Consider the following 21,812-nt stretch of genomic DNA (forward strand, 5'->3'; position numbering starts at 1 on the left):
GTATAATAATTAGCAAACAACCAGAGTAAAACTGCTCATGCAAGCAATTGAAAAGAGAAATTCTCTATTTAATTCGTTGGCTCAAAGTGTCATGAATAGCCATGACGCCAATTTTTGGTTACAGAAAATCAATCCATTGTGGTCCATTAATCAGCCTCTTGCTAAAATCGTAAAAAAACAAATTGTGGCAAAAGATACGGTCAGTCTAATGTTGCAATGCAATCGACATGTCGTTCGCGGGGTTGCAGGGCAGCATCATCCAGTGACTGTGGATATCGCAGGGCGTCATTACGAACGAACTTATAGCTTGATGCAAGTCGATGCCGATCATCTTTGTTTAACCGTGAAAAAAGTGGATCAAGGTTTGGTGAGTTCGTGGTTGGTTGAACAAAGTCAAACTGGTGACATGCTACGTTTGGGACAACCCTACGGTGAGATGCAACAATTGGTTGTGACTCCTCACTTGTTATTGCTGGCTGCAGGAAGTGGCATCACGCCGATGTTGAGCTTGATTGAAGCTTTGTGTCAGTCAAAACAGTTGAATACCACGGTGGTTCAATTGATGTATTGGGTAAAAACCCATGCAGATGCAGCTTATGCTGAATATCTGAAAGAAGTGTCAGAAAATTTTTCAAATTTTAGCGCTCAAATTTTTTATACCCAAGAGCAAGACTCACGTTTAAACCAAAGTCATGTAGATCAATTGACATCTTTAAATGAAACCACCGTGTATGCCTGTGGTCCCTCAGGTTTTGCTGCAACAGCAGAAAGTCTGTTTCAGAATGCTGCCGCACTGCACACAGAAGCATTTAGCTTAAGCCAATTTGAGCAAGAGCAATCCGAGACCGGTTTTATTAATGTCACTTTGACGCAATCCAATAAAACCATTGCCATTCCAAAAGGGCAGTCAATTCTTGCAAGCTTGGAACATCAAGGCATTAAGCCTAAACATGGTTGTCGGATGGGCATTTGTAATAAATGTGCGTGTAACAAGGCACAGGGTGCGACCAAAAACTTGTTGAATGGTGCTGCCAATAATGAACCAACGCAGTTATTAAAAATTTGTGTTAATTCAGCCCAGTCTGATCTTGTGATTGATCTATAAGAGAGTAATTGATTATGAACATGCCTGTTAAAATTGAATTTTTTAAAAATCCAAAAAATCGTGATTTAACTGCCGCAGAACTAGATGCTTTTGCTCGTGAACTGGATCAAATCAAACAAGAAGTATTGGATGATTTGGGTGAAAAAGACGCAAAATATATCCGCCGTGTTTATTCTACCATTCGCTATAGCAGTTTAGCAGGGCGTGCTTGCCTGTTCTTGGGATGGTTTCCACCAGCATGGTTACTCGGGACAGGCTTACTTGGCTTTGCCAAAATCATGGAAAATATGGAGTTGGGTCATAATGTCATGCATGGTCAATATGACTGGATGAATGATCCGAAGTTCAATGGCCAAACCTATGAATGGGATACGGTCGGAACTTCAGATAACTGGCGTCAAACCCATAATTATAAACATCATACCTATACCAATGTAAAAGGCATGGACGATGATGTCGGTTATGGCGTGTTCCGCTTATTCCCTGAGCAGCGTTGGTCGAAATTTACCTTGATCCAACCCATGTACATTGTGCCATTTAGTTTGCTGTTCCAATGGGGCGTAGCAATCCAAAACCTTGAATTGGGTAAAGTGCTGTATAAGCGTAAAAGCATGGCTGAATTCAAACGTGAATGGCAGCCTGCGCAAAAGAAAATCATGAAGCAAATGTTCAAGGACTATGTGTTCTTTCCATTGATTGCAGGCCCAGCAGCACTTCCTGTGTTTGCCGGCAACTTGGTGGCGAATGGGATTCGTAATGTCTGGACATTCAGTATTATTTTCTGTGGGCACTTTACCAAGGATGTTGAGGTTTTTCCGAAGACAATTCTAAAAGATGAAAGCCGTGGCCATTGGTATATGCGCCAGATCCGTGGTTCATCAAATTTAACGGGATCGGAAGCTTTTCATATTTTGACAGGGCATTTGAGTCATCAGATTGAGCATCATTTATTTCCGGATATTCCCGCGCGTCGCTATCGTCAGGTTGCTCCAAAAGTGCAAGCTGTGTGTGAAAAATATGGTCTGCATTATAACAATGCCAGTTTTGTGAAACAGTTTGGTGAAGTCGTTGGGCGTATTTTTAAATATGCACTGCCTTTTAAAAAGTAGGCGATAAAGCCTTAAAAGGCCCTGAATGCATTTGCTTCAGGGCTTTTTTATTTTATTTCTTCTTTTTGGAAATCCACATGTTAATGGTGGCATGGAAAACTTTTTCGTTGTGCTGATCAAGGACATCAACATTGACTAAGTATTCTCCAGCTTTGTCCCAATCGTAATGGTCATCAACAGGGGTGGCGATCGCAACCAGATCAGATTCGGCCTTCTTTAAATATTCAACCGTCATACCTTTCGGAATCCAGCGATGTGTGTTGGGAACCGTGACTTCAGTCATGGTGCCACCCGCAAGTTCGGCCATATTACACATCGCAATTGCGTGTACCGTACCAATATGATTCAGCACAGAACGCTTTTTCTTGATGCTGATTCTACAAGAATTGGGTTTTAGTTCTTCAAACAAAGGCGAGATACTACTGAAATAAGGTGCTTTAACACATAGCATTCGAGTGAATGTCCACTTTCCTGCAGGTAAGGCTGAGACTTTATTCCACAATTCTAAGGTTGAAGCCATGGTCAGATTTCCTGTGACAGAATTAAATTCTTTTACAGAATATAATTCTGTTTACAAGTTGCGGTCAAGTCATACACAATAGTTCCGACTATTGGTAAATTTGATTGAACTATGCAAACGGCACAGCAGTTATTGGAACGCTTATATCCACAACGTCGATCGTTGCTAAAAAGACAAATTCTGTTAGATGCATTGTCTTGTTTTCTTGAACATGGTTTGGAAACCACCAGTATTGAAATGATTCGGGAAAAATCTGACAGTAGTGTGGGGGCTATTTATCATCATTTTAAGAATAAAGATGGGGTCGTTGCAGCATTGGTATTTGCTGCTTTAGATGATCAGGCACAGTTGCGAGATCAATATTTACAACAAGCAAAGTCGCTGAAAGAACTGCTCGATGCGCTGATTTATAGTTATACGGATTGGGTCTCTGATCAGCCCAAGTTTGCACAGTTTTTATTACTTGCTCATTTTAGTGTGCGGCAGGGTGAGTATGGGCAAAGCTTAAATGATAAAAATAAACTTAGGAATCAAAAGATTGTCGGCTATATTTCCAATTATGCAGATGCCAGTTTATTAAAATCAGTACCACCCGAGTTAATGATGTCTTTGGTAATTGGTGCAACAGAAAGCTATTGTCGCGCTTGGTTGTCTGGAAAAGTGGTGACCAACCCTAAAATGTATAGAGAAAGCTTGGCACAGGCGGCTTGGGATTCCTTACAACATTTAAGCAAAGTTCCATTAGATCAAAACCATCAGGGTCATAATTAAGGACGGGTTCAGGAGGATTTTATCCCTGAACTTGAGTTAAATTTGTATGAACTCTAAAGTGAGTTGGGGCGAAATTCATCAAAAACTTACTGAATTTGACGAGCTACCTAATATGCTGGAGTTGGTGAGTTATTTTGAGATGAATCAATAAAAAAAGCAGAAAACAGGTGTTTTCTGCTTTTAGGTGTAGACCGTATTAAATTAGAAATCAAACGAGGTCTGTAAATAATAGGTACGAGAAGGGCCTGCGTAGATGCCACCAACCTGATCTGCTGAGCGGGTGTAGTAGTCATGATTAAATAAGTTCTTTACACCCAAGCCAACTTTTAAGCCTGAGAAGGGCGTATTGGCAAAATCATAAGCTGCACGAACGCCAACGATACCGTAACCTGGAATATTGCCATAACGACCAGTTCCATCATTGATGTTACCTGAGGCTGTTTGACTTGACTGGGCATAGAGATTGGTATTGAAGGTCCATTGATCATGTTTGTAATCAATCCCAGCATTGCCGATCCAGTTTGAATAGAAATCTAATTCATTGCCTGAGTCTTGCCCTGCCGACGCGGTTGCTTTGGTATAGGTGGTATTGGCATACATCGAGATATTGGCTAGGTCATCATTGATTGCCCCTAGATTATATTTAAAGCCGAGTTCAGCACCTTTATGTTTGGTTGCGCCCAAATTTGAATAGGTTTGTGTTGCATCATCACGCTTGAGCTGATCGGCGAAGTCAATATAAAACAGGGTGAATTCAAGTGATAAATAATCATCTAGATAATGCGTACCGATTTCATAATTATCTGCTTTTTCAGGATTTAAACCATCCATGGTCAGATAAGCACCTCTGGCATTGGTATTGGCCATTTGACTATATTGCAGTGGTGCAAATGATTTGCCGTAGTTGGCAAAGATATTCCACTGATCATTGGCTTTATACATCACCGCGAAGCTTGGCAGCACAGCGTCATAGGACTTGCTGGCATTGACCCCATTCAGAACTGAATAATCGCGGTTTAACTTATACATGTTTTCATTGGTTTTAATTCGCTCGAAACGAATCCCTGGCGTAATCGACCATGCGCCTAAATCAGTACGGTTATCGACATAGACAGCATGAGCTTCAGTGTCTCCATCGGCTTTGGTCCAGCCATAAAAATCACTTGGGCCTGTGTCACGGTTATAATTGGCGCGATCAACGGATTCACTGCTTGTTTCCTTTAAATAGCGATAACCGACAGACACTTCATTTAGGGTGTCGCCGAGCTGAAACGCATGTGAATAGCGTGGCTCAATTGCAGTCACTTTATAATCACGTGGTGCAGTTTGATAGACGCTAGAGCCGCTACGTTCTACACCCGCATCACGATAACTATCAAGATGGTAGGTGAGAACTTCAAAAGCATTATTGTCTTTTTTATAATTATATTTGAGTGAGATGTCGTTACGGTTGCCTTCCATATAGTCATGGTTGCGCAAAGACTGATAGGGGTTTTGCGCATACTGCGCAGGGGTTAAGCCGCCAGGCATATCCACCTTGGCTTCATAACGATGTAGATTTGCTTCAATGCTTGAATAATCATCTAAGGCATAGCTGGCTTTTAAACGTAGATCATTGATATTGGCATAATCATTTTGGTCACGATAACCATCACCATTCACGCCTGAATAGAGCAAAGCCAGACCGAGTCCATTGTCTAAAGTCGTTCCGATAAAGAGATTTGGATTGACTTTTAAGTTGCCATTCTCAGCTACTTCGGTGGTCATACCGACACTGGCTGCAAAATTCTCTGGAATGCTGCGCGTATTAAAATTGATAATCCCACCGACATTTTGCGGCCCAAAGCGGACGGAGCCTGCACCACGAACCACATCAATCGACTCCATATTGCCTAGAGTCGTTGGGGCTAAAGAAAGTTGGGGTTGTCCATAGGGTGCTACCGCTAAAGGTACACCATCAATCATCAACTGCGAACGGGGTGAAAATCTTGAAGTCAGGCCACGAACACCAATACTTAAAGATGCATCACTGCCAGATGTACCCGAATTTTCAGAAACCTGAACACCGGGAACGGTACGTAACGCTTCTTTAACCGAGGTAGCACCGCGTGCTTCTAAACTTTGTTGATCAACCACAGTACGAGCACCAGGGTGGTTGAGCACTTTTTTCGCATTGGCTTGTTCTAACCAGTTGCCTTCGGCTTGGATGGAAATGGTGGCAAGTGTTTGTGTGGTATTACTTTGGTTGTCAGCTGCAAATGTTGTGGAAGTAACACAGCTGATCAGGGCTGTGATTGCACAGTTTAGGGCAGAGGGCTTAAATTTGGAAAAAGAAACAGGATGAGAAAACGAACACGTCATAGGTTGATTGCCGAGCATCTGAATTGGAGGAGTTATTTTGAGTCGTTATCTTAATTGATTATTGTTCTCGTTTATAGCTATTGCTTAGTTAAGTTTAATTTAAAATTCATATTATCTATATAAATATTCCTGTACAGATAAAAAAACCGTGCTTGAGCACGGTTTTTTGTTGTTATCAGAGCTATTATTTAAATTGAATTGAACCATTGGCACTGACCGTGATTTTTGATTCACCTGCGGCCATGTCTTGTGCAGGTGCAGCCTCAGCCATGGCAAACTTGGCCATACCACCACGCATCATCGGTTGTGGGAAATAATTGCTGGTGTTCAGGTTTAAACTGACCAGATTATATTGACCTTTGTTCCATGCTTGGGTAATGGCTTGTGCGCGTTGTTGGAAGTTTTTCGATGCTTCGATCATCAGCTCATTTTCAACTTTTTTACGTTGTTCATCAGAGACAGTGAAGTTAACCGATTGAGTTTGGAAACTCTGTTGTAACTCGCTGATCAACTGACTTGCTGCTTTAAAGTCTTTACTTTCCAGTTGGATTTCAGCACGAGCACGCCACTCTTTCAATTTATTGCTGTCATTGTCGTACACAGGGTAGGTACTTTGTGCACCTGTTTCGACTTTAACTTGTGGATATTTACGGGCAATCGCTTGCGCCTGATTCATCAGTTGGTTGATCTGGCTAGACAGTTCTGCAGGTTGTTTGTTACTTTTCTCGATAAATAATACTGCACGCATTTCATCGTTGGCGACTTGGCGTGAGGCATCCGCTTGGATATTGACAATGTTGTAGTTCAAGTTCTCAGTCTCATGAGCAAAAAGGCTTGGGCTTAATGCTGCCCCGATCATTAATGTAGCAAGTGCTAAAGTACGCATAAAAATGTCCTTAGAATTGGGTATCAAAAAATTATTTTTACTCATCCGATATTAAAAAGAACTGATGGTGAACTTCAGCATATTTTGTGGTGACTTTGTAAGGGATTAGCAGTGTTTTGCAACTAAAAAATAAAACAAAAACTTTTATAAATTAAAGGATTATATGTATTGATTTGACCATTTATCTAAAAACGCAGGCGGGATTAAAAAAAGCTTACTTTCTTTAGCTTGTCACATAGTATGATGATAATTCATCATAACTATTGGAATGAGACATCTTTTCAATACGTTTAGATGCAGCTAAGACACAAAAAGTGTTTATTTTATTTCAAAATTAGGTATCATCTCGCTCCTAGTTGAAAGATATAAACAAGTGTCTGCACTAGATTCTAAAAAGCACCGAGTCAAACGACCGCAAGTCACCAGACTTATTTCTTTTACCCATATCAGAGATGGTAATTCGATATGAGCGTTACTTCCGTAAATCCTGCCGCTAATGCAACTAACGAATATTATCTGACTCGCCAAAGTCAGATGGAATCGAATGTTCGTAGTTATCCACGTAAATTACCGTTAGCGATAGCAAAAGCACAAGGCTGTTGGGTTACTGATGTTGAAGGTACAGAGTACCTTGATTGTTTAGCTGGGGCAGGAACATTGGCTTTGGGCCATAATCATCCTGCGGTGATTCAAAGTATTCAAGACACCTTGGCAAGTGGTTTGCCATTGCATACTTTAGACTTAACGACTCCTTTAAAAGATGCGTTTACTGAAGCGCTTTTGGCTTATTTGCCAGGCGGTCAAGAAGAATATTGCCTACAGTTCTGTGGTCCATCTGGTGCAGATGGTACAGAAGCAGCGATTAAATTAGCGAAAACTTATACGGGTCGTAGCACAGTGATTAGTTTCTCTGGTGGCTACCATGGTATGACGCACGGCGCACTTGCAATGACAGGTAACTTGTCAGCCAAGAATGCGGTGAATGGCTTAATGCCAGGCGTGCAATTTATGCCATACCCACATGAATATCGTTGCCCACTTGGTTTAGGTGGGGAAGCAGGTGTTGATGCTTTAACTTACTTCTTTGAAAACTTCATTGAAGATGTTGAAAGTGGTGTTACCAAGCCTGCAGCTGTGATCCTTGAAGCGATTCAAGGTGAAGGTGGTGTTGTTACTGCGCCGGTAAAATGGTTGCAAAAAATCCGTGAAGTGACTGAAAAGCACAACATCGTTTTAATCTTGGACGAAGTTCAAGCTGGTTTTGCACGTTCAGGTAAAATGTTTGCCTTTGAACATGCAGGAATCGAGCCTGATGTTGTAGTGATGTCTAAAGCAGTCGGTGGTAGTTTACCACTTGCAGTATTGGGTATTAAACGCAAGTTTGATGCTTGGCAGCCTGCAGGTCACACGGGTACTTTCCGTGGTAACCAACTTGCGATGGGTACAGGTTTAGCATCACTTCAAGTGATCAAAGAACAAAACCTTGCTCAAAATGCGCAAGAGCGTGGTGATTTCTTACAAGCTGAGTTCAAGAAACTTGCGCAAGAATTCCCATGTATTGGTAACGTACGTGGTCGTGGTTTGATGATCGGTGTTGAGATCGTTGACGAGCGTAAACCTGCGGACCATATGGGTTCATTACCAGCTGATGCTCAATTGGCTGCTGCGATCCAGACGGCTTGTTTCAACAATAAATTATTGCTTGAAAAAGGTGGTCGTAACGGTACTGTAATTCGTTTACTTTGCCCATTGATTATCAATCAAGAAGAGTGCGTAGAAGCGGTTGCCCGCTTCAAGAAAGCTGTTGCTGAAGCATTGAAAGCAGTACGAGGCTAATTCATGGTTGATTTTGCAGAACATCGTAAAGCGTTACTCTGCAATGATGCTCAATCCATTGCTGACTATCAGTCAGCAATGGGCGAGGCGGTAACTGCCGTTTCAGCATGGTTGCAAAATGATAAAATGTACACGGGTGGCAGCATTAAAGATTTGCGCGAAGCAATTTCTTTTGCTCCTTCAAAACAAGGTTTAGGTGTACAGCAATCATTACAACGTATGGTTGAGCTTTTTCTCAACAAAAGCTTAAAAGTACATCACCCACATTCACTTGCACACTTACACTGCCCAACCATGGTGATGAGCCAGATTGCGGAAGTGTTGATCAATGCAACCAACCAATCGATGGACTCATGGGATCAAAGCCCAGCGGGTTCTTTGATGGAAGTACAACTCATTGATTGGCTTCGTCAAAAAGTGGGTTATGGTGCAGGTCAAGCAGGTGTGTTCACTTCTGGTGGTACACAGTCAAACTTGATGGGTGTATTGCTGGCGCGTGACTGGTGTATCTCGAAAAACTGGAAAGACGAAAATGGCAAGCCATGGTCGGTTCAGCGTGATGGTATCCCAGCAGAAGCGATGAAGAACGTCAAAGTCATTTGTTCTGAAAATGCACATTTCTCTGTGCAAAAGAACATGGCGATGATGGGTATGGGCTTCCAGTCAGTAGTGACTGTTCCTGTGAATGAAAATGCACAGATGGATGTTGATGCACTGGAAAAAACCATGGCGCATCTTCAGTCTGAAGGCAAAATTGTGGCGTGTGTTGTTGCAACCGCGGGTACGACAGATGCTGGTGCGATTGATCCACTCAAGAAAATCCGTGAAATTACTACGAAGTATGGTTCATGGATGCATATTGATGCAGCTTGGGGCGGTGCACTGATTCTTTCAAATGACCATCGTGCAATGCTGGATGGTATTGAATTATCAGACTCAATCACGCTTGATTTCCATAAGCATTATTTCCAAAGCATTAGCTGTGGTGCTTTCTTGTTGAAAGACGAAGCAAACTATCGCTTTATGCATTATGAAGCAGAATATTTAAACTCTGCTTATGATGAAGAACACGGTGTACCTAACCTTGTCTCTAAATCATTACAAACGACACGTCGTTTTGATGCATTGAAATTATGGATGACAGTTGAAGCATTAGGCGAAGAGCTTTATGGTTCGATGATTGACCATGGTGTGAAATTAACACGTGAAGTTGCGGATTATATTAAAGCAACAGCAGGTCTGGAATTGTTGGTTGAACCACAATTTGCATCAGTTCTGTTCCGTGTGGTACCAGAAGCTTATCCTGCTGAGTTCATCGATAGCCTGAACCAAAACGTTGCAGATGAACTGTTTGCACGCGGTGAAGCGAATATTGGTGTGACTAAAGTGGGTAATGTTCAATCATTGAAAATGACCACTTTAAGCCCAGTTGCAACGCTTGAAAACGTTCAAAACTTGCTTGCACTTGTGCTTGCAGAAGCTGATCGTATTAAAGATGCAATTGCTGCAGGAACTTATGTTCCAGCGATTGATTAATTTCAATCTGGCAGACGCATCAAACTAAAAAAAGAGGTCTTGAATAGACCTCTTTTTTATTGCGTATTAAAATTAAATTTAAGCATAGACTAGGCCGCAAAAATTGGATTGAATCCCATTTTTCTTAGCAGTCGACGATACATACTTGAGCTACGGTCAGCGGGGAAGTGAGCTTCCATCGATAAATCCAGGGGGAGATATTCAGGTTTCTGGGTTTCAACAATCAGTCGATCTTCTTCAAAAATCTGTAAATTGAATGCATAGGCATCCTCAACAGGTAAATCTTTATCATAATTACGGCAGATGGGTGCAAACAGGCGAGTTTGTCGCGCACTTACGGGAGAAGCGGCATTCATGATGACCTGTTTAGTTTGATTTGGGAAATGGATGGTCAGTGTTGCCGTAAAAGGCAGGCTGATTTCAAAATGTCTGAGCCAGTTAAAATTGTCTTGCCCGCGTTGCGCTGTCCCGATCGGATAGCGACCGACACTGCTGATATAATCCGCACTGAATCCATAACTGGTTTCAGTGGTGCGATAGTCTGGCACTTCAACATCGTCAGGGTCGCCAAAAGTATCAGGATGTACCCAAGCAAAATGGGCGACATCAATAAACCCTTCTAACTGACGACCCGCAAAGCAATTTAAATCGACAAATGGACATACCAGTTGTTGGTAGTCTGAATCTTCCCAGTAGGGCATGTTGGGGATAACCGCTTCCTCGTCAGGGCGAGCGGCTAAGCAACACCAGATCAGTCCATACCTTTCAGTGGCGGCATAGGTAGTGAGATGAAAGCGCTCAGAGATTTTATGCTGTGGATGGGCTGGAATGCGGTTGCATTTTCCTTCATGCCCAAAGCGTAATCCGTGATAGCGACACACGATGCCCTGACCGTCGTTATGGCCTAAGCTGAGGGGCACACCGCGATGCGGACAAATATCTTTTGCAACAATTAGTTCATCTGCCATTTTGTAAATCACCAATGGCATATCCAGCAACATGGCTGCTGTCGGCTGTTCCGAAATATCACGGGCAAGCGCGATGGGGTACCAGTGTTGAATAAGGAGATGCCAATCATGCGCTGAAAACGTCATATGTACGGGCAAATCTATAGGATTAAAGCTTGTGATCACTTTGCTGTTCATCTTCTTATCTTCTGGCTTATTTGTATTGAATATAACGAAGCCAGCTGTTCTAAGAAATTTCAATTAATTGAATGAAGTGTTGCTGCTTTTAGAACACTGGATCTGGACTGAAATTTTTGATGCGATGCCAAAGCTAAGATGACATTACAGAAAGAGGTGCATTCGGCTTGCTGTCCAGAGCCTATTGGATGTTTTTATAATGACAAGGTAGAAAATTGTCGCTGTTATGCACAAACTGTGCATTTTTAATCTCAATCAGAAATAATTATGCATAAACTGTGGTGCACAAATTCCATATTGTAGTGATAGATGCTCAATATTTTGATGGATAGATGTCATCCATTTTGTACTTGCAACCTGTAGCGTAGGTTAGATAAGGCAAAAATCATGATTACAATGAACAGAAGGAACAAGGCATGCAACAATTGAATATGCAAAACCAATTTAAACTCATTATTAACGGTCAATCTTGTCTGGGTGAAGCAGGCGAACTTGAGATTATCAATCCTGCGACAGGTGCAGTTGCAGCGCAATGTGCACAGGCTTCGATTGCGCAAGTGAATCAGAGCGTCGATGCAGCAAAGCAAGCATTTAAATCTTGGCAACACAGTTCCCATCAGGAACGCAAAACCATACTGAATAAGATTGCGGACGGGATTGAGCAACATGCCGAAACCTTGGCAGAGTTGATTGTACTTGAGCAAGGCAAACCCTTGGCATTGGCACAAATGGAAGTGCAGGGTGCGATTGGCTGGACACGTTATAGCGCAAGTTTAGAATTGCCAGTTGATATTATTGAAGACAGTGAACAGAAACGAATTGAACGTCATTATCAGCCCTTAGGTGTGGTGGCTTCAATCACGCCGTGGAACTGGCCGCTGATGATTGCGGTATGGCATATTATGCCTGCTTTGCGTGCGGGTAATGTGGTGATTAATAAGCCCTCTGAATTTACCCCTTTAGCGACTTTGAAACTGTGTGAAATCATCCAGCAAGAAGTGCCCGCGGGCGTGATTTCAATCGTGGTAGGTAAAGGTGATATTGGTGAGGCTTTGTCTAGCCATCCTGATGTCCAGAAAGTTGTTTTTACAGGTTCGACCAAGACGGGTCAGCACATTATGTCTGGAGCCGTAAAAACCTTAAAGCACCTGACTTTAGAACTGGGTGGCAACGATGCAGGAATTGTTTTACCTGATGCCGATCTTGACCAAATTGCCAATCGAATTTTTAACGTGGCATTTTTAAATGCTGGGCAGACTTGCGCAGCCTTAAAACGTTTATATGTACATGAAAGCCAATATGAGGCTTTGGCACAAAAACTGGCAGATATTGCCAATGCCCAGAATGTCGGCGATGGCATGGTGTCAGAGACCACTTTTGGTCCTGTGCAAAATCAGCTGCAATATCAAAAAGTAAAAGCCTTGATTGCAGATGCAATTGCACAAGGAGCAAAGGCATGGTCAGGACAAAAGGCGGTGCCTGAGCAGGGCTATTTTATCGCACCAACGATTTTAAAGGGGCTGGATGAAAGTTGCCGCGTGGTGCAGGAAGAGCAGTTTGGGCCGGTGTTACCAATTCTGAAATATCGTGAGATTGATGACGCGATTGCGCGCGCCAATGCCAGTGAATTCGGGTTGGGCGGTTCAATTTGGTCTTCTAATCTAGATGCTGCACAGTTTTATGCTTCACAATTACAGTGTGGTACAGTTTGGGTGAATACCCATGCAGAAATTGTTCCCCATGCACCATTTGGAGGCTGGAAAATGTCAGGCGTTGGTGCTGAGTTTGGCCTTGAAGGCTTGTTGGAGAATACTGTTGGGCAAACACGACACATCAATAAACTTTAATTGAGCTTATTTTTAAGGCGGATTTGATATCCGCCTTTTTTATTTTGCTCAATTACTTGGTTTAAGTGGCCGGATGATGGCTATGATTTTTGGATTTGCTGAGGAAGTGATTCTGTTCTTTGATTTTTTTTAACACAATGTAAGATTTTATATGCCCGATAAAGCCATAAGACAATAACCGTTCCGTGACGAATTGAGACAGTTGTTCCAGATTTTCTGCGACGACTTTTAAGATAAAATCGGCATCGCCACTGATTGAAAAAGCATCTTGGATATGGTCTTCTGCTTCAATTAAATCCTGAAAAGCTTGTTGTGATTTTGCTTCGTGGATCCTTAAGTTAATATGAATCATAGCCGTCACCTCAAAGCCTAAGGCTTGTTGATGAATGCGCGCTGCATAGCCCAAAATCACGCCTTTTTGTTCAAGCAGTTGTCTTCTTCTAGAGCATTGTGAAGCTGATAAACCGATTAAATCTCCAACTTCCTGATTGGTGAGCCGCCCATTCTTTTGTAGGGCCTGAATGATTTGCCAGTCGAACTTATCCATTGCATAAAATCCTTTTATGATACACAAATATTGTATTTTTATTAAAATGCGTTTTTATTATGCACGAAATTTAACAGGTAGATGAAATATTATTTTTCTATGGAATAAAAAATTGACTTGAAAGGATGTAGAGCAATGTTCATAGAAATCGGTGATTTTTTAAATCTTCGTCTCAAACAAATGGGTATCCAGCATCTGTTTGGTGTACCTGGTGATTTTAACCTTTCTTATCTCGAACAAGTTGAGGCCGATGCCCAACTTGAATTTATCGGTAATTGTAATGAATTAAATGCGGCTTATGCCGCTGACGGTTATGCACGGATCAATGGTTTTGCTGCTTTAACCACGACCTATGGGGTCGGTGATTTAAGTGCGATGAATGGTATTGCAGGCGCTTATGCTGAGAATGTGCCTGTGGTACATATTTCAGGGACTCCACCTCTGCATGTCGTTCAAAAGGGGACCTTAGTCCATCACACACTGATCGATGGTAACTATGACAACATCATGAACTGCATGAAAGAGTTTACCGTTGCCCAGACGCGCCTGACACCAGCCAATGCTGTCTCTGAAATTGATCGGGTGTTACGTCAATGTTTTCTTGAACGTCGACCTGTACATATCCAGTTAGCATCAGATATTACGCACGTCAAAATTGAGCTTACAGAACGTTCACTCGATTTATCTTATCCGACAGTTGAGCCAGAGTTGTTGCACAGTGCAGTGAGCAAACTGTGTGAGCTGATTGCACAAGCCAAACGTCCAGCACTACTGATTGATAATGAAGCTTCGGTTTTTGGGGTGACTTCGTTACTTAGTGATTTATCACAAAAATGTGCGATCCCTTTTGCCAGTATGCTGACCGCTAAGAATATTATGGATGAAGGTTCACCGCGTTATGTAGGAACTTATGTCGGTGGGGCAAGTCAGCCGCATGTGCGTCATACCATCGAGCAATCCGACTGTCTGATTGGTGTCGGTGTTCGTTTTAGCGATGTCGGAACAGGGGTATTCACCCATCAAATCGCCACTGAAAACTATATTGAAATCAAACCTTATGGATTGACGATTTTTGGACAGGATTTCCCCGGCATTGAAATCGGACAACTTCTGGTTGAGCTGAATAAAAAAGTTGCTCCACGGAAGTTAGCTCAGCCGATGTTGGAGAAACAAGTGCAACAGATCCCTGATGTGTCAGAACAGCAAAAACTCAGTCAAGACATCCTTTGGCACTATGTTGAACGTTTTCTAAAAGAAGATGATGTGATTATTGGTGAGGTGGGGACATCTAACTCTGCCTTGTCGGGGCTAAAGTTACCTGCAACGGCAAAATATATTGCTCAACCACTTTGGGGCTCTATCGGTTATACCTTACCTGCTTTATTAGGCAGTTTGTTGGCCGCACCTGAACGCCGTCAAATTCTATTTATGGGGGATGGCTCATTTCAGCTCACTGTGCAGGAGCTTTCGACCATTATTCGTCATGGATTGAAGCCGATTATCTTCTTACTCAATAATGGTGGCTATACCATTGAGCGTTTAATCATGGGGGAAAATGCGGCTTATAACGATATCCAAGACTGGAATTATACTGAGATTCCTCGGGTATTTAACGGCAGTCAAGACTATAAAAGTTGTGTCGTAGAAACCGTAGGGCAGTTAAAGCAGGTCTTGGACAATATGCATCAGTTCGACGGAATGAGCTTTATTGAACTCAAACTACCTGCCATGGATGCCCCATCCAGCTTGAAAAAATTTGCGTCGGTGATTGCCCGTTTTGATTATGGTGATCGTGGTTATGAAATATTAAAGCAACGCGCCCAAGCATTGCCGTGTAAAAAAGCGATTTCCTTCTGATCTGAAGGAAAGTGAAAAATCTTCAAATTTATAAATTCATAAGAGAGCGCATCTGATTCGAAGTTCGATGTTGAGCTTCGGATTCAGCGCTGCATAAAAAGGTGTACAGGATGTGACACACACATTGGAGATAAATTGATGGATGCAAATCATACACATGAGTTAAAACAAGGACTGTCCAATCGGCATATTCAACTGATTGCGCTCGGCGGTGCGATTGGGACGGGGCTGTTCCTAGGTCTTTCCCAAACCATCAAACTGGCAGGACCGTCTATTTTATTAGGGTATGCGATTGCAGGCGTGATTGCATTTTTAATTATGCGCCATTTAGGCGAAATGGTGGTCGAAGAACCTGTCAGTGGTTCCTTTAGTTATTTTGCCAACAAGTACTGGGGCAGAATGGCTGGTTTTATGTCAGGCTGGAATTATTGGGTGCTATATGTGTTGGTCAGTATGGCTGAACTGAGTGCCATCGGTACTTTTATTCAGTTTTGGTGGCCAGAGGTACCCACATGGCTAACGGCCTTGATTTTCTTTATCTTGATTAACGGAATTAATCTGGTCAATGTCAGATTTTTTGGTGAGTCTGAGTTTCTGTTTTCCTGTATCAAGATTGTTGCGATTTTAAGTATGATTGGCTTTGGTGCTTATCTATTGCTTTCCGGCTCGGCAGGCCCGCAGGCAGGTATTGCCAATTTGTGGCAGCACGGTGGCTTTTTCCCACATGGTACGCATGGCTTTATTATGGCACTGGCGGTGATCATGTTTGCTTTTGGTGGGCTTGAACTGATTGGGATTGCAGCGGCAGAAACCAAAAAACCTGAAACCACCATTCCGAAAGCAGTCAATCAGATCGTGTACCGCATTTTGATCTTTTATATCGGTGCAATCGGGATTCTCCTATGCCTTTATCCGTGGAATATGGTGGCGGAAGGGGGTAGCCCATTTGTGTTGATCTTCCAGTCGCTGAACAGCAATGGTGTTGCCAATGTGCTGAATTTTGTGGTGCTGATTGCGGCAGTGTCTGTGTATAACAGCTGTATTTATTGTAATAGCCGTATGCTGCTTGGTTTGGCTGAGCAGGGTAATGCGCCTGCCATACTGAAAAAAGTCAATGCGCGTGGTATTCCTGTACCCGCGGCCCTTGTTTCTGCTTCGATTACGGCAGTCTGTGTGGTCGTGAACTATCTCATTCCGGGCGAAGCATTCCAGTTGTTTATGATGTTGGTGGTTGCGGCATTGGTGATTAACTGGTTGATGATTTCTGTCACGCATTTAAAATTTAGCAAGGCCATGCGACTCAAGCAGCATCAGACCAAGTTTAAAAGCATCTTGAGTCCATGGAGTAATTATCTCACCATTGGCTTTGTCTGTTTCATTCTGATTATTATGGCTATGACACCTGATATGCGTTTGGCTGTGATTCTTGGTCCGATCTGGCTCGCGATTCTGGCAGCGATGTATTTCTTTAAATACCGTAAAAAAATAGTCGTTTTACCTGAAGTGCAATCCAATTTATAAATCATAAAAGGCACAGTTATGTGCCTTTTGATTTTTAGATCCTGTACGGACTTAGAAGGGGGGAAACTTGTCCTGAACTAGATTGAGTTGAATCCCATGTTCTAAATAGGCTTTCAAGCTATCTACGACAGTAGTGAAGCCACCAGTATTATCAATAATAAAGGCAATCAGCTCATCACCTTGTAAGGGGATATTATAATTTTGAATCCGTAGATAGGTTTGATCGTCATTGATCGCTTCAAAGATAAAATCAACCGTACTGCTCGGTTCACCCCACTGAATCTGAATCAATTCATTGCTAATGATTTTTGTCACCTTTACGTTTGTCGAAACTTGATATTTTTCCCATGTCCATTCAACAGTTTTTCCTTGTTCCAATTTCCCTGTCGATGCACTGAACCAAAATTTTGACGTGATTTCAGGGTCAATAAAGGCTGCAAAAACTTGAGTAGCAGGTTTACGAATCAGCATTTGTGTTTCAATTGTGACAGGATTTAGCATTGTATCTGTCCTTTTTTATAGAGAATTGTCATAAAACATATATAAACTAGTCAAATGAATTAAGGTGCTTTTTGTTAATAAAGATACGTGTTGAGTTTTATATTTATCAATAAAATCAATTGTTAATCATCTATTTTTAATAACGCTAAAAACATCTTTACTGTAAAAGTAGCGTAAAAAGCGAGCATTTATGACAAATAACTTGCCAGAAGCTAATTGTGAAAAATGGCTATCACAAAAGCGTCATAAAGTTGTCACTTAATTGTCATATTATCTGCTCAAAATGCAGTTAACCAAAGTACAACACTTAACTTAAAAAGAGTTGTAAACCAAATTGCATAAATGAGAGAAAATAGAATGCGCTTAAATCCACGTCACATCGCAATTGCATTAGCTGTATCTGGGGCAACTGTTGTAACGACTGCAAATGCAGCTCGTGAAACGATTCAAATTGCTGGTTCATCTACTGTATTACCTTTTGCAAGTATTGTTGCTGAAGAGTTTGGCAATACTTTTCCTCAGTTTAAAGCACCTGTTGTTGGTTCAGGCGGTACAGGTGGTGGTTTGAAACAATTCTGTCAAGGTGTGGGCGATAACACCATCGACATCGCAAATGCTTCTCGTAAAATTAAAGATACAGAGCTTGATGCATGTAAAAAATCTGGCGTAAACCAAGTACAAGAAATCAAAGTAGGTTACGACGGGATTGTATTCGCTTCAAATGTAAAAAAAGCGGCATATAAATTAAAACCTGTTCATGTATTCACTGCATTGGCAGCACAATTACCTTCAAATGGTAAATTAGTTCCAAACCCATATACGACTTGGAACCAAATCGACAAATCATTACCAAATGAGCCAATTACTTTGGTTATTCCTGCATCAAACCACGGTACTCGTGAAGTATTCCAAGAAAAAATGATCGATGCGGGTTGTGAATCATTTGATTACTTTAAAAACCTAGATAAAGAAGAGCAAAAGAAAGCGTGCTCTAACTTCCGTAAAGATGGCCGCGTGATTGAAATTTCAGGTGACTATACTGAAACGCTTGCTCGCTTAAAGACTTCTCCAAGTGCAGTTGGTGTGTTTGGTTTAGGTTTCTATGATTCAAACCGTGATAAGTTACGTGTAGCAACAGTGAACGGTGTAACCCCGTCTGAGAAAACTGTACTGGATGGTAGCTACCTTGTTTCTCGCCCATTATTCTTCTACGTAAAAGGCGAACACTTGAAATCAATCAAAGGTTTATCTCAATACACAGAATTCTTCTTGAATAAGAAAATTTCTGGTAAAGGTTCTAAGTTAGAAAAAGCTGGTTTAATTCCTTTAAGCGACAAAGAGCGTGCAAAAATCCTTGCTGATTTCAAAGCGGGTAAATCAGTTAAGTAATATTGTTAAAAGGGAGGCTGGTGAGACTTAGGTTCATCAGCCTTTTTGTCTAGCTAAGTTTTTTCAAATCATGAAAATTGAGAAAACAGTGGAGATTACATGAATCTGCTACTTATCGGTGTGTTATTAGCCCTTGTGGCAATTGCATATCAAATCGGGCTGAGCAAAAGCCGTAACCTAGCAGGTAAGGGAAATAACTCAGCAGCACTACATTCTCGCCCTGGTTATTATGGGGCATTGGTTGCTTTGTGGTGTGGTGTTCCTGCTTTTTTAATTTTGATTATTTGGAACTTGGTAGAACCGAGTGTTTTACAACATATTATTTTCAATAATATCCCAGCTTCGGTAAGCTCGACTTTGGATGGTGCAGGGCGCGATGTCTTGAGCAGTCGTGTACAGGCAATTGCATCTGGTTTTGGGGTGACTGACCAGCCTGCAGCTTATGAGATTGCAGCAGCACAACAGCTGGCTAAATTTCAAACGATTGGTTCTTTTGCAAAGATCGCAGTGGTGATCAGTGCTGGCCTTGCAGGTTTGGTTTGGGCAAAACGTCATGTTAGCCAGCAATTCCGTGCACGTAATCAAGTTGAAAAAGCCATTAATGTTGGCTTGATTCTGTGTTCTGGGGTTGCGATTTTGACAACGATCGGTATCGTTTTATCGATGTTGAATGAAGCTTTGCACTTTTTCCGTTTTGTCAGTCCATTTGATTTCTTTTTCGGAACTGAGTGGAATCCGGGTTTTAGTACATCAGGCAATGCAGAAGGCAGTTATGGCATTTTGCCTTTAATCTGGGGCACCTTGATGGTGAGTGGTATTGCCTTACTTGTGGCAGTGCCGATTGGCTTGATGATTGCAATCTACCTGGCTGAATATGCATCATCAAGTTTACGTTCTTGGGCTAAACCTGCGATTGAGGTATTGGCGGGGATTCCAACCATCGTCTATGGTGTATTTGCACTGATGATTATTGGTCCATTCTTCAAAATGCTGGGTGAGCACGTTGGATTACATATTAATGCAACCAGTGCACTCACCGCAGGTTTTGTGATGGGGATTATGATTATCCCGTTCGTTTCATCACTTTCTGACGACATTATTACGCAAGTTCCTCGTGCCTTACGTGATGGTTCACTGGGCTTAGGGGCAACTAAATCAGAAACGATTCGTCAGGTGGTTTTACCTGCCGCGTTACCGGGGATTGTTGGTGCATTTTTATTGGCTGCATCCCGTGCGATTGGCGAGACCATGATTGTGGTACTTGCTGCCGGAAATAGCCCATTACTACACGTAAATCCATTAGAAGCAGTTTCTACCGTTACAGTGACGATTGTGAACCAGCTTACTGGTGATACTGATTTTGCCAGCCCACAAGCACTGGTGGCATTTGCCCTTGGTCTGACGTTGTTTGTCATCACGTTGGGTTTAAACATTATTGCACTGTACATCGTGCGTAAATATCGTGAGCAATACGAATGAGTTCATCAAATACATCTTCTCTGGATCCGAATAGCTTAGATCCACAAGTGGCTGCTGAACAACGTGAACAGCGCAAAAGAAAAATTCAAAGCTCTTTGGCAAAGCGTCATCGCCGTGAAAAAACATTTCGTTTTGCAGGTTTTTCCGCAGTTGTTATTGGTCTAGCCTTTGTTGCTTTGCTATTCAGTAGTATTTTAAGTAAAGGTTTACCTGCCTTTTGGCAAAACAGTATTACAGTGCCTGTATATTTTGATCCTGCGATTATTAATGTTGGCGCGAAACCAAAACCAACGGCTGGTGAAACACCTGCACATTTCGAAGAGCGTTTTGTGGCTTGGCAAACTGAGATGGGGATGGTGGACTGGGATGCCTTGATCGTCAATGGCATGGTTGCGAAAGATAAAACTTTAGAATCTCAGCGTGATTATTTGGGCAGTTTATATACCAGTTCTGAGGCCTATCGCCTGCGTGACATGGTGTTGAAAAATCCAGCCTTGATTGGCAGCAAACAAGAAATTAAATTCTTGGCCGATGCCAATGTGGATGTTTGGTTAGCAGGCAATATTGATCGTTCATTGCCAGATGATCAGCAGCAACTTGAACCTGAGGTGCGTCAACTCGCAGATAAATTGAAAGCAGAAGGAATCATCAAGAGTACTTTTAATACCAATTTATTTGTTAGTCCAGACTCACGAAGTTCGCCAGCAACAAGTGGTTTGGCTGGTGCGTTCATGGGTTCGTTATTCATGATGCTCATTGTCATTGTAATTTCGATTCCAATTGGTGTTGCGAGTGCAATTTATCTTGAAGAGTTTGCACCCAAGAATATGATGACCGATATCATTGAAGTCAACATTAACAACTTGGCTGCGGTTCCTTCGATTGTGTTTGGTTTGTTAGGTGCTGCCATCTTTATTGGTTGGATGCATTTACCGCTATCTGCACCATTAGTAGGTGGTCTGGTGCTTAGCTTAATGACCTTGCCAACCGTGATTATTACCACACGTGCCTCATTAAAGGCCGTACCGCCATCGATTCGTCAAGCCGCTCTTGGTCTTGGGGCATCAAAAGTACAAACCATTTTCCATCATGTCTTGCCGCTAGCATTGCCAGGTATTTTAACTGGGGCAATTATTGGTGTGGCTCAAGCTTTGGGTGAAACAGCACCATTACTGTTAATTGGGATGAGTGCCTTTGTTGCCAATATCCCTGCAACACCGCTGGATCAAGCAACGGCCTTACCTGTACAGATTTATTTATGGCAAGGTAACGAATTACGTAACTTCTTTGAAGGACGTACCGCAGCAGCAATTATTGTATTACTTGCACTCATGATCGGTTTAAACGGCCTTGCTATTTGGCTCCGTAAGAAATTTGAAGTGCGTTGGTAATTGAGGAGAGT

At 42.1% G+C, this 21,812-nt stretch carries 17 protein-coding genes and 1 pseudogene; 12 read left to right on the forward strand and 6 right to left on the reverse strand.

Annotation, left to right across the window (positions count from 1 at the left end; all coding sequences use genetic code 11):
• Positions 1-37 precede the first annotated feature (37 nt).
• Together F907_RS12430 and F907_RS12425 are read left to right on the forward strand one after the other, a co-directional pair.
• The gene (locus F907_RS12430; RefSeq protein WP_016651685.1) at positions 38-1,105 is read left to right on the forward strand and encodes a ferredoxin reductase; all 1,068 of its coding nucleotides are present in this window, start codon (positions 38-40) and stop codon (positions 1,103-1,105) included.
• Positions 1,106-1,119: 14 nt separating this feature from the next.
• Positions 1,120-2,214 carry a fatty acid desaturase family protein gene (locus F907_RS12425; RefSeq protein ID WP_005269936.1) on the forward strand — a complete coding sequence of 365 codons (1,095 nt, stop codon included), beginning with the start codon at positions 1,120-1,122 and terminating at the stop codon, positions 2,212-2,214.
• 52 nt (positions 2,215-2,266) lie between these two features.
• Here F907_RS12425 and F907_RS12420 read toward each other — a convergent pair whose 3' ends face one another.
• Positions 2,267-2,734, reverse strand: coding sequence for a hotdog fold domain-containing protein (locus F907_RS12420; protein ID WP_016651686.1), 468 nt, complete (start codon positions 2,732-2,734; stop codon positions 2,267-2,269).
• A gap of 111 nt (positions 2,735-2,845) precedes the next feature.
• On the opposite strand from F907_RS12420, the gene F907_RS12415 reads away from it, so the two are divergent.
• Positions 2,846-3,505 (forward strand): TetR/AcrR family transcriptional regulator, encoded by a 660-nt coding sequence (locus F907_RS12415; protein WP_016651687.1) that lies wholly within the window; start codon positions 2,846-2,848, stop codon positions 3,503-3,505.
• Positions 3,506-3,656 (forward strand): annotated as a pseudogene (locus F907_RS19205) (GFA family protein); the annotation flags it as partial.
• A gap of 50 nt (positions 3,657-3,706) precedes the next feature.
• On the opposite strand, the gene F907_RS12410 reads toward F907_RS19205, so the two are convergent.
• Positions 3,707-5,884 carry a TonB-dependent receptor family protein gene (locus F907_RS12410; protein ID WP_016651689.1) on the reverse strand — a complete coding sequence of 726 codons (2,178 nt, stop codon included), beginning with the start codon at positions 5,882-5,884 and terminating at the stop codon, positions 3,707-3,709.
• A 166-nt stretch (positions 5,885-6,050) separates the two neighbouring features.
• Positions 6,051-6,752, reverse strand: coding sequence for an SIMPL domain-containing protein (locus F907_RS12405; RefSeq protein ID WP_005269944.1), 702 nt, complete (start codon positions 6,750-6,752; stop codon positions 6,051-6,053).
• Positions 6,753-7,217: 465 nt separating this feature from the next.
• Between F907_RS12405 and F907_RS12400 the strand changes: the two genes are divergently transcribed.
• Positions 7,218-8,588: a diaminobutyrate--2-oxoglutarate transaminase gene (locus tag F907_RS12400; RefSeq protein WP_004652118.1), complete on the forward strand. Its 1,371-nt coding sequence runs from the start codon at positions 7,218-7,220 to the stop codon at positions 8,586-8,588.
• Positions 8,589-8,591: 3 nt separating this feature from the next.
• Entirely contained in the window at positions 8,592-10,124 is a 1,533-nt protein-coding gene (locus tag F907_RS12395) for a pyridoxal phosphate-dependent decarboxylase family protein (protein ID WP_005269954.1), read from the forward strand.
• A gap of 89 nt (positions 10,125-10,213) precedes the next feature.
• Here the strand turns inward: F907_RS12395 and F907_RS12390 are convergent, their stop codons facing one another.
• Positions 10,214-11,269 (reverse strand): aromatic ring-hydroxylating oxygenase subunit alpha, encoded by a 1,056-nt coding sequence (locus F907_RS12390; protein ID WP_016651690.1) that lies wholly within the window; start codon positions 11,267-11,269, stop codon positions 10,214-10,216.
• A gap of 416 nt (positions 11,270-11,685) precedes the next feature.
• On the opposite strand from F907_RS12390, the gene F907_RS12385 reads away from it, so the two are divergent.
• Positions 11,686-13,116: an aldehyde dehydrogenase family protein gene (locus F907_RS12385; protein WP_016651691.1), complete on the forward strand. Its 1,431-nt coding sequence runs from the start codon at positions 11,686-11,688 to the stop codon at positions 13,114-13,116.
• A gap of 61 nt (positions 13,117-13,177) precedes the next feature.
• Here the strand turns inward: F907_RS12385 and F907_RS12380 are convergent, their stop codons facing one another.
• On the reverse strand, positions 13,178-13,663 hold the full coding sequence (locus F907_RS12380; RefSeq protein ID WP_016651692.1) for an Lrp/AsnC family transcriptional regulator: 486 nt from the start codon (positions 13,661-13,663) through the stop codon (positions 13,178-13,180).
• 135 nt (positions 13,664-13,798) lie between these two features.
• On the opposite strand from F907_RS12380, the gene F907_RS12375 reads away from it, so the two are divergent.
• Positions 13,799-15,520: an alpha-keto acid decarboxylase family protein gene (locus F907_RS12375; RefSeq protein ID WP_016651693.1), complete on the forward strand. Its 1,722-nt coding sequence runs from the start codon at positions 13,799-13,801 to the stop codon at positions 15,518-15,520.
• A gap of 138 nt (positions 15,521-15,658) precedes the next feature.
• Entirely contained in the window at positions 15,659-17,041 is a 1,383-nt protein-coding gene (locus tag F907_RS12370; protein ID WP_016651694.1) for an amino acid permease, read from the forward strand.
• A gap of 51 nt (positions 17,042-17,092) precedes the next feature.
• Here F907_RS12370 and F907_RS12365 read toward each other — a convergent pair whose 3' ends face one another.
• Positions 17,093-17,542: an SRPBCC family protein gene (locus F907_RS12365; protein WP_016651695.1), complete on the reverse strand. Its 450-nt coding sequence runs from the start codon at positions 17,540-17,542 to the stop codon at positions 17,093-17,095.
• A 357-nt stretch (positions 17,543-17,899) separates the two neighbouring features.
• Here F907_RS12365 and F907_RS12360 point away from each other — a divergent pair, with 357 nt between their 5' ends.
• The 3 genes from F907_RS12360 (at position 17,900) to pstA (ending at position 21,801) form a co-directional block, all read left to right on the forward strand.
• On the forward strand, positions 17,900-18,931 hold the full coding sequence (locus F907_RS12360; protein WP_005269964.1) for a substrate-binding domain-containing protein: 1,032 nt from the start codon (positions 17,900-17,902) through the stop codon (positions 18,929-18,931).
• 99 nt (positions 18,932-19,030) lie between these two features.
• A complete protein-coding gene (pstC, locus tag F907_RS12355; RefSeq protein WP_016651696.1) occupies positions 19,031-20,410 on the forward strand; it encodes a phosphate ABC transporter permease subunit PstC in 1,380 nt (459 codons plus the stop codon).
• On the forward strand, positions 20,407-21,801 hold the full coding sequence (gene pstA / locus F907_RS12350) for a phosphate ABC transporter permease PstA (RefSeq protein WP_016651697.1): 1,395 nt from the start codon (positions 20,407-20,409) through the stop codon (positions 21,799-21,801). Before pstC ends, pstA begins: the two co-directional genes overlap by 4 nt.
• Positions 21,802-21,812 lie beyond the last annotated feature (11 nt).

Source organism: Acinetobacter colistiniresistens (assembly GCF_000413935.1).
GTDB lineage: Bacteria > Pseudomonadota > Gammaproteobacteria > Pseudomonadales > Moraxellaceae > Acinetobacter > Acinetobacter colistiniresistens.

Coding starts and splice junctions, on each gene's coding strand:
- F907_RS12430 (WP_016651685.1), top strand. CDS start 38: ATGCAAGCAATTGAAAAGAGAAATTCTCTATTTAATTCGTTGGCTCAA.
- F907_RS12425 (WP_005269936.1), top strand. CDS start 1,120: ATGAACATGCCTGTTAAAATTGAATTTTTTAAAAATCCAAAAAATCGT.
- F907_RS12420 (WP_016651686.1), bottom strand. CDS start 2,734: ATGGCTTCAACCTTAGAATTGTGGAATAAAGTCTCAGCCTTACCTGCA.
- F907_RS12415 (WP_016651687.1), top strand. CDS start 2,846: ATGCAAACGGCACAGCAGTTATTGGAACGCTTATATCCACAACGTCGA.
- F907_RS12410 (WP_016651689.1), bottom strand. CDS start 5,884: ATGCTCGGCAATCAACCTATGACGTGTTCGTTTTCTCATCCTGTTTCT.
- F907_RS12405 (WP_005269944.1), bottom strand. CDS start 6,752: ATGCGTACTTTAGCACTTGCTACATTAATGATCGGGGCAGCATTAAGC.
- F907_RS12400 (WP_004652118.1), top strand. CDS start 7,218: ATGAGCGTTACTTCCGTAAATCCTGCCGCTAATGCAACTAACGAATAT.
- F907_RS12395 (WP_005269954.1), top strand. CDS start 8,592: ATGGTTGATTTTGCAGAACATCGTAAAGCGTTACTCTGCAATGATGCT.
- F907_RS12390 (WP_016651690.1), bottom strand. CDS start 11,269: ATGAACAGCAAAGTGATCACAAGCTTTAATCCTATAGATTTGCCCGTA.
- F907_RS12385 (WP_016651691.1), top strand. CDS start 11,686: ATGCAACAATTGAATATGCAAAACCAATTTAAACTCATTATTAACGGT.
- F907_RS12380 (WP_016651692.1), bottom strand. CDS start 13,663: ATGGATAAGTTCGACTGGCAAATCATTCAGGCCCTACAAAAGAATGGG.
- F907_RS12375 (WP_016651693.1), top strand. CDS start 13,799: ATGTTCATAGAAATCGGTGATTTTTTAAATCTTCGTCTCAAACAAATG.
- F907_RS12370 (WP_016651694.1), top strand. CDS start 15,659: ATGGATGCAAATCATACACATGAGTTAAAACAAGGACTGTCCAATCGG.
- F907_RS12365 (WP_016651695.1), bottom strand. CDS start 17,542: ATGCTAAATCCTGTCACAATTGAAACACAAATGCTGATTCGTAAACCT.
- F907_RS12360 (WP_005269964.1), top strand. CDS start 17,900: ATGCGCTTAAATCCACGTCACATCGCAATTGCATTAGCTGTATCTGGG.
- pstC (WP_016651696.1), top strand. CDS start 19,031: ATGAATCTGCTACTTATCGGTGTGTTATTAGCCCTTGTGGCAATTGCA.
- pstA (WP_016651697.1), top strand. CDS start 20,407: ATGAGTTCATCAAATACATCTTCTCTGGATCCGAATAGCTTAGATCCA.